The sequence below is a fragment of the Polaromonas sp. genome, from assembly GCF_030682935.1.
GTDB lineage: Bacteria > Pseudomonadota > Gammaproteobacteria > Burkholderiales > Burkholderiaceae_C > Polaromonas.
In genome coordinates, this window is record NZ_JAUXNA010000164.1 from 1 (window position 1) to 6,588 (window position 6,588).

8 protein-coding genes are annotated in these 6,588 nt (G+C 65.1%); 3 read left to right on the top strand and 5 right to left on the bottom strand.

Annotated elements, in window-relative coordinates:
- Positions 1 to 161: 161 nt before the first annotated feature.
- The 3 genes from grxC (at position 162) to Q8K05_RS07690 (ending at position 2,117) form a co-directional block, all read left to right on the top strand.
- Positions 162 to 419 (top strand): glutaredoxin 3, encoded by a 258-nt coding sequence (grxC, locus tag Q8K05_RS07680; RefSeq protein ID WP_305245954.1) that lies wholly within the window; start codon positions 162 to 164, stop codon positions 417 to 419.
- A gap of 119 nt (positions 420 to 538) precedes the next feature.
- Positions 539 to 1,006 carry a protein-export chaperone SecB gene (gene secB / locus Q8K05_RS07685; protein ID WP_305245956.1) on the top strand — a complete coding sequence of 156 codons (468 nt, stop codon included), beginning with the start codon at positions 539 to 541 and terminating at the stop codon, positions 1,004 to 1,006.
- A gap of 40 nt (positions 1,007 to 1,046) precedes the next feature.
- The gene (locus Q8K05_RS07690) at positions 1,047 to 2,117 is read left to right on the top strand and encodes an NAD(P)H-dependent glycerol-3-phosphate dehydrogenase (RefSeq protein ID WP_305245958.1); all 1,071 of its coding nucleotides are present in this window, start codon (positions 1,047 to 1,049) and stop codon (positions 2,115 to 2,117) included.
- A gap of 130 nt (positions 2,118 to 2,247) precedes the next feature.
- Here Q8K05_RS07690 and Q8K05_RS07695 read toward each other — a convergent pair whose 3' ends face one another.
- The 5 genes from Q8K05_RS07695 to Q8K05_RS07715 all read right to left on the bottom strand — a co-directional run.
- On the bottom strand, positions 2,248 to 2,577 hold the full coding sequence (locus tag Q8K05_RS07695; RefSeq protein ID WP_305245960.1) for a hypothetical protein: 330 nt from the start codon (positions 2,575 to 2,577) through the stop codon (positions 2,248 to 2,250).
- Positions 2,578 to 2,699: 122 nt separating this feature from the next.
- A complete protein-coding gene (gene panC, locus Q8K05_RS07700) occupies positions 2,700 to 3,548 on the bottom strand; it encodes a pantoate--beta-alanine ligase (RefSeq protein ID WP_305245962.1) in 849 nt (282 codons plus the stop codon).
- Between the two features lie 31 nt (positions 3,549 to 3,579).
- On the bottom strand, positions 3,580 to 4,494 hold the full coding sequence (gene panB / locus Q8K05_RS07705) for a 3-methyl-2-oxobutanoate hydroxymethyltransferase (protein ID WP_305245964.1): 915 nt from the start codon (positions 4,492 to 4,494) through the stop codon (positions 3,580 to 3,582).
- A gap of 83 nt (positions 4,495 to 4,577) precedes the next feature.
- Positions 4,578 to 5,597 (bottom strand): biotin synthase BioB, encoded by a 1,020-nt coding sequence (bioB, locus tag Q8K05_RS07710; RefSeq protein WP_305245966.1) that lies wholly within the window; start codon positions 5,595 to 5,597, stop codon positions 4,578 to 4,580.
- A 59-nt stretch (positions 5,598 to 5,656) separates the two neighbouring features.
- On the bottom strand, positions 5,657 to 6,588 hold a 932-nt coding region (locus tag Q8K05_RS07715; protein ID WP_305245968.1), incomplete at its 5' end, for an aminotransferase class I/II-fold pyridoxal phosphate-dependent enzyme.

Below are 6,588 nucleotides of genomic sequence, written 5' to 3' on the forward strand. Positions count from 1 at the left end.
AGCATGGAAAGACGCTAACCTCCCGGTTGAAAAAGCCTGACAAGGCTGAAAGTTGCTGTCGGCAAGACCGCTTCAGGGTGGCAACCCGGTTAATTTCCGGGCTGACCCTGATTTTTTTTACTTCCTGCGCCTGGCTCCTGCCAGCACCTTCCGGAGAAAGCATGCAAAACGTCAAAATCTACACCACCGGCACCTGTCCTTATTGCATTCAGGCCAAACAGCTGCTCAAGGAGCGCGGTGTCACCGAACTTGACGAAATCCGGGTCGACATGGTGCCCGGTGAGCGCCAGAAAATGATGGAGATCACGGGCCGGCGCTCCGTGCCGCAGATTTTCATCGGATCAACGCACGTTGGCGGCTGTGATGACCTGGTCGCGCTCGATGGCCGCAGCGGCCTGATGCCGCTGCTCAATGCCTGAGTCCAGGCGACAGACCGACTTGCGGCCCTGAGATAATGTATTTTCAGCCCCCGCGTGCTTTTGCGCGCGGCCGGCTTTGCGATTCATTTCAATTTTTCAAGAACCCCCGAAAGAGCACCATGGCCGAAGCCAATCTTGACCCCGTATTCCAGATCCAGCGCGTCTACCTCAAGGATTTGTCGCTGGAGCAACCCAATTCGCCGGAAATCTTGCTGAACCAGGAGCAACCCGGCGTGGACATCCAGCTCGGTGTTGACGCCTCGCCCGTGGCGGAAGGCCTGTTCGAGGTCACCGTGACGGCCACCGTGCACACCCAGATCGGCGACAAGACGGTGTTCATGGTCGAGGCCAAGCAGGCCGGAATTTTTGAAATCCGCAACATGCAGACCGAGCAGCTTGGTGCCATCCTGGGCATTGCCTGCCCGCAGATCGTGTATCCCTACCTGCGCAGCAATGTGGCCGACATCATCCAGCGCGGCGGTTTCCCGCCGGTGCACATGGCCGAGATCAACTTCCAGGCCATGTACGAGCAGCAGCAGACTGAAGCCGCTGCCGCAGCGCTGGTGCCACCCCAGATCATTGTTTGAGGGCCGTCAAGGTGCCGTCTGTCCCTGACGGATTGCAGTTATGAAAATACTCGTGATTGGCGCGGGCGCCTGGGGCACGGCACTGGCCGTCAGTGCCTCGCGCGCCCAAGGCATTGGGGGTGCTGATGGCGTTGCCGCCATCAGCGCGCCCAGCAAGCATCAGGTCACCCTGTGGGCGCGCGATGCGGCACGGGTCCACGCCATGCAAGCCGAGCGCACCAACGCCCGCTACCTGCCGGGCATTGCCTTCCCTGAAGCCTTGCGGGTGCAAGGCGGCAGCGATGCTTCGCTGGCCCAGGCGCTCAACGGACAAGACCTCATCATCATGGCCACGCCGGTTTCAGCCGCGCGCGACATGCTGCAGCGCCTGCAGCACGCCACCGTGCCGGTCGCCTGGCTCAGCAAAGGCTTTGAAGCGCCGCTCGCGTCCACCTCGTCATCCGCCCCATTCGGGTTGATGGTCCACGAGATACGGGCCCAGGTAGCGCCTGATTTGAGGGTCGGCGTGCTCAGCGGCCCGAGTTTTGCGCTCGAAGTGGCGCGCGGCCAGCCAACGGCCCTGGTGGCCGCCAGCGAACACGCCGAGGTGCGCGATGCGCTGGTGGCCGCGTTTCATGGCCCGACCCTGCGCGTGTATGCCAACGACGACATCATCGGCGTCGAAGTCGGCGGCGCCGTCAAGAACGTGCTGGCCATTGCCACCGGGCTGTGTGATGGCCTGGCGCTCGGACTCAATGCCCGCGCTGCACTGATCACGCGCGGACTGGCGGAAATGACACGTCTGGGCGTCGCGCTGGGCGCCCGCGCCGAAACCTTCACGGGCTTGTCCGGGCTGGGCGACCTGGTGCTGACCGCCACCGGTGACCTCAGCCGCAACCGCAAGGTGGGTTTGCTGCTCGCGCAGGGCAACACCCTGGCCGAGGCGGTCCAGTCGCTCGGTCATGTGGCCGAAGGCGTTTACTGTGCCCGCACCGTGGTGCAGCGCGCAGCCAGCCTGGGGGTGGACATGCCGATCGCGCAGAGCGTGGTGGCACTGCTGGACGGAAAACTCCAGCCCGCCGAGGCGGTGGCGCTGCTGATGGAGCGTGAGCCGGCGACCGAGCAAGCCTGATTCGGCGCTTATCTGCTATTGAATAAATAGCTGGTAGCTCCCGTGTTAATTGGGCTAGAGGCTTAAATAATCATGAATTCAGGTCGACAGGGCGGGGAAAACCGATAGCCCCGCTGCGCTCTGCTGGGCGCTACTTTTGCAGCACCAGCGTCACCAGCAGCGACGAGTCCTGCACCGCCGTCAAGGCATGGTCCACGCCGCCCGCCAGCCAGGTCAGCTGGCCTGCTTTCATGCGCTGGGTCTTGCCGTGCGCCATCAGATCAATCTCGCCTTCCAGGCAGTGAATCGTGATGTCACCCTTGACCTGGTGCGAGGGCATGGTTTTATGCGCAGGCATGACCAGCCGCATGACTTCGAGTGTGTCGGTTTTGAACAGGGCCGTGGTACGGGCCTCGGCGAGCTGGTCTGCCAGCGGCTGAACGTCCACGAGTTGCCCCGATGCGGCGTGCGAAATGGCCATGGTGGAGTTCCTTGAAAGCGGCTGCAATGTATTGAGACGGTTTATACCCCAGGGGCAAGGCCAGGCGCAGACCCCCTATAAAGCCCAGCTTGCCCCGGAGCTTGGCCCAGGCTTTTTAGGGGTCAAATTTCCAGGTTGTCAATCAGCCGGGTGTTGCCCAGTTTGGCAGCGCCCAGCACCACCAGGGGAAGCTCTGCCAGCGGGCCTTGCGGCGGCTGCAGGTCGCTGCGGCGGCGCACCGTCAGGTAGTCGGGTTTCCAGCCGCGCCGGGCCAGGGCCTGCATGGCCTGCGCTTCCAGTGCGGGCAGATCGGGCAGGGCGGCGGCGCGGGCGGCGTCGCCCAGGGCGCGCAGGGCTTGGACCAGTTGCGCGGCTTCCAGGCGCTCGGCGGGGCTGAGGTAGCCGTTGCGCGATGACAGCGCCAGCCCGTCTTCGGCGCGCTGGGTTTCGCCGGCCAGAATCTCGATCGGCAGGGCAAACTGCTGCACCATGCGGCGCACCACCAGCACCTGCTGGTAATCTTTTTTGCCGAAGGCGGCCACGCCCGAGGGCATGCCGGCAAACACGCAAGAAAACAGCTTGAGCACCACGGTGCTGACGCCAATGAAAAAGCCGGGCCTGAAGTGCCCTTCCAGCATGTCGCTCAGGTCGGTGGCCGGATGCACCTTGAAGGTTTGCGGTTCCGGGTACAGGTCTTTTTCACGCGGGGCAAACACCACGTCGCAGCCGGCCGCTTCGAGTCGCTGGGCGTCGGCGTCCAGCGTGCGCGGGTAGCTGTCAAAGTCCTCGTGCGGCGCAAACTGCAGGCGGTTCACAAAAATGCTGGACACCGTGACATCGCCCAGCGGCTTGGCCTGCTTGACCAGCGCAATGTGGCCGTCGTGCAGGTTGCCCATGGTGGGCACAAAGGCCGGGCGCCTGAAGGGGCTGAGGTGCGCGCGCAGTTCGGCAATGGTATGAACGATGTGCATGGCTTTTCCTTGAATGTGGTGGGGGGGCGGGCTACCACGCGTGGGCGCTATTGACCGGAAAGCTGCCGTCCTTCACGGCGCGCACATAGGCCTCCATGGCGCCGCGTATGCTGGAACTTTGGGTGCCATCGCCGTCCATGAAGTTGCGGACAAATTTGGGCATTTTGCCCAGGTTCATGCCCAGCATGTCGTGCAGCACCAGCACCTGGCCGGCAGTGCCATTGCCCGCGCCAATGCCGATGGTGGGGCAGTGCGTCAGCAGCGCGGTCACTTCGGCCGATACGCTAGCGGGCACCATTTCCAGCACCAGCATGGACGCGCCTGCGTCCTGCAGTGCGCTGGCTTCACGCCGCAGCAGGGCGGCGGATTCGTCGGTTTTTCCCTGCACGCGGTAGCCGCCCAGCGCATGCACGGTTTGCGGCGTCAGGCCCAGGTGGGCGCAGACCGGAATGCCGCGCTCGACCAGAAAGCGCACGGTCTCGGTGGTCCAGCCGCCGCCTTCCAGCTTGACCATGTGGGCGCCCGCCTGCATCAAGGTAACGGCGCTGCGCAAAGCCTGCTCTCTGGACGCGTGGTAGCTGCCAAACGGCAGGTCGCCGATCAGCCAGGCCACGCCATGCGAGCGGCGCAGGCCGTTGGCCACGCATTCGGTGTGGTGGCGCATGGCCTCCAGCGTCACGCCGACGGTGCTGGTCAGCCCCTGGCAGACCATGCCCAGCGAGTCGCCCACCAGAATGCATTCCACCCCGGCGGCATCGGCCACGGCGGCAAAGGTCGCGTCGTAGGCGGTCAGCATGGTGATTTTTTCGCCCTGCGCATGCATTTCGCGCAGGCGGGGCAGGCTCATGGGCTTGCGTGCGGAAGGTGTGGAAGCCGGCGGCAGTGTGCCATAAGGCGTGGCTGCGGGCGGCGCGGAAACTGTCGGGGCAGCATGGGCTGAAGTCATGGGCACTCTCCTGAATGAGCGGGAGTTTAATCCGCTGGGCGGGTGTTCGGGGCAGGCCTCCAGGCAAGAGAGGCCCGCCCCGCTTATGACGCGGCTTGCGGTGTCGAGCGTGTCATGCCCAGCCGTTCCAGCAGCCTGACATCCGCTTCGGTGTCCGGGTTGCCGGTGACCAGCAGCTTGTCGCCGTAAAAGATCGAGTTGGCGCCGGCCAGAAAGCACAGCGCCTGCACCGCGTCGCCCATTTGCTGGCGGCCCGCCGACAGGCGCACGCGCGCCGTCGGCATGGTGATGCGCGCCACCGCAATGGTGCGGACAAACTCAAACGGGTCCAGGTCGGCCTGGTCGGCCAGCGGCGTGCCTTCGACCTTCACCAGGTTGTTGATCGGCACCGATTCGGGGTAGGGCGTGAGGTTGGCCAGTTCGGCCACCAGGCCGGCGCGCTGGCGGCGGGTTTCGCCCATGCCGACAATGCCGCCGCAGCAGACCTTGACGCCGGCGCTGCGCACGCGTGCCAGCGTGTCGAGTCGGTCCTGGTACTGGCGCGTGCTGATGATGTCGCCATAAAAATCGGGCGCGCTGTCCAGGTTGTGGTTGTAGTAGTCGAGGCCGGCGCTTTGCAGTGTTTGCGCCTGGCCGTCTTCGAGCATGCCCAGCGTGGCGCAGGTTTCCAGCCCGAGCGCCTTGACGGTGCGGATCAGTTCGGCGACCTTTTCGATGTCGCGCTCCTTGGGCGAGCGCCAGGCTGCGCCCATGCAAAAGCGCGTGGCGCCGGCGGCCTGCGCCAGCTTGGCGGCGGCCAGCACTTCGGCCGGCTCCATCAGCTTGCTGGCTTCCACGCCGGTGTCATGGCGCGCGGCCTGCGGGCAGTAGCCGCAGTCCTCGGCGCAACCGCCGGTCTTGACCGACAGCAGCGTGGCAAATTCAACCCGCGTGGGGTCAAAGTTCTCGCGGTGCACTGTTTGCGCCTGGTGCATCAGCTCGGGAAACGGCAGGTTGAACAGCGCTTCAATCGCGTCCACGCTCCAGCGTTCGGCGCCCGTTTTTGGGGCCAGCGGGGCGGCGGGGCGGTGCAGGGTGATGGTTTGTTCTACAACGGGAGACATGGTTTTTCCTTCGTGTCAGGGGGTTTTTGAGTCTAGCTGATGCCTCGATGCACTCGAGCTCAGCGCGCGGCCCTGGCCAAAGCGGTCAGGGCGTTGATCAACAGGTCAATGTCGGCTTCGGTATGGGCCGCCGACAGGGCGATGCGCAGGCGGGCCGTGCCTTCGGGCACGGTGGGCGGGCGAATCGCCGGCACCCAGATACCGCGCAGCCGCAGGCCTTCCATCACGGTCAGCGCCTCGTCGTTGCGGCCAATCAGCAGCGGCTGAATGGCGGTCTGCGACTCGGATAGCTGCCAGCGGCTGCCCTGCAGGCCAGCCGTCAAGCCGCTGCGCAGGCGGGTAATCAAGCCTTGCAAATGCGTGCGCCGCCACTCGTCCTGCTCGATCAGCTTGAGGCTGGCGCGCAAGGCGCTGGCCAGCAGCGCCGGGGCGGCCGTGGCAAAAATATAGCTGCGGGTTTTTTGCAGCAGCCATTCCACCAGCGCGTCATCGCCGGCTACAAAGGCCCCGGCCACACCGGCGGCCTTGCCCAGCGTGGCCATGTAGAGTACGCGGCGGGAAGCTTGGGGGCCATGGAGTCCCGCCGCTGCCAGGCTGCCGCGCCCTTGCCGGCCCAGCACGCCAAAGCCGTGGGCATCGTCCAGCAGCAGCAAGGCGTCGTGGCGTTCGCACAGCGCCAGCAAGCCGGCAATGTCGGCGCTGTCGCCGTCCATGCTGAACACCGCATCGCTGATGACCAGCTTGCGGGGCGCACTGCTTTGCGCCAGTTCATGCGCCAGCGCGGCCAGATCGGCATGCGCGTAGCGGTGAATCTGGGCGCGTGACAGGCGGGCGCCGTCGATCAGGCAGGCGTGGTTGAGCGCATCCGAAAAAATCGCGTCACCGGCGCCCACCAGCGCCGGAATGATGCCGATGTTGGTGGCATAACCGGCATAAAAGTAGAGCGCGCGCGGCAAGCCCACAAATGCCGCCAGTTCCTGCTCCAGCGCCT